The organism is Allobosea sp. 05T439 (genome assembly GCF_056396005.1).
Map to the genome: position 1 here is coordinate 1 of NZ_JBFTKP010000118.1, position 870 is coordinate 870.

At 67.9% G+C, this 870-nt stretch carries 1 protein-coding gene; it reads left to right on the forward strand.

The genetic code is table 11. The features are described 5' to 3' along the window. On the forward strand, positions 1–870 hold an 870-nt coding region (locus tag AC1DIO_RS35310), incomplete at both ends, for a peroxidase family protein (protein ID WP_476854946.1).

Genomic DNA, 870 nt, shown 5'->3' on the forward strand with positions numbered 1-870 from the left:
GCGATCAACTCGAATATCAGCGTGGCCATCCAGGCCGACGGCACCGGCATCGTGAAGGGGATCGACCGGGTCGATCTCTGGGTCGGTGGCCTTGCCGAGACGCATATCAATGGCGGCATGGTCGGGCAGACCTTCTGGGTCGTGCTGCAGGAGCAGTTCGATCGCCTGCAGGAGGCCGACCGGTTCTACTATCTCGACCGGGTCGAGAATTTCGACTTCTACGAAAATTTCATCGAGGGCCAGGAGTTCTCGGACATCATCGCCCGCAATACCAGCCTGGCCAATCTGCCGGAGAACATCTTCGAGACCGTCGTCGTCGATGATGGCGGCATCGGCACCGGTAACGGGAGCGGCGGCGTCTCGGGCAACGAGACCGAGAACGGCGGTGGCGGCGGCACCGGCAACGAGACCGAGAATGGCGGCGGCGGCGGCACCGGCAACGAGACGGAGAATGGCGGCGGCAGCGGCTCGGGCAATGAGACCGAGAACGGCGGCGGCAGCGGCTCCGGCAACGAGACCGAGAACGGCGGCGGCGGCGGCTCCGGCAACGAGACCGAGAACGGCGGCGGCGGCGGCACCGGCAACGAGACCGAGAATGGCGGCGGCAGCGGCTCAGGCAACGAGACCGGGAACGGCGGCGGCGGGAGTTGCGGCACCGGCACCGAGACCGGCAATGGTGGCGGAACCGGCCAGACAACGCAGCCGGACGCCGGACTGGTTCTGGTCGGTACGCCCGATGCGGACGTGTTGCTCGGGGCGGCTGGGGCGGACAACCTGATCGGCCAGGGCGGCGACGATGTCCTGATCGGAGCGGGCGGCAACGACACGATCTCGGCCGGCGACGGCAACGACTTCGTCGATGCCGGGGAG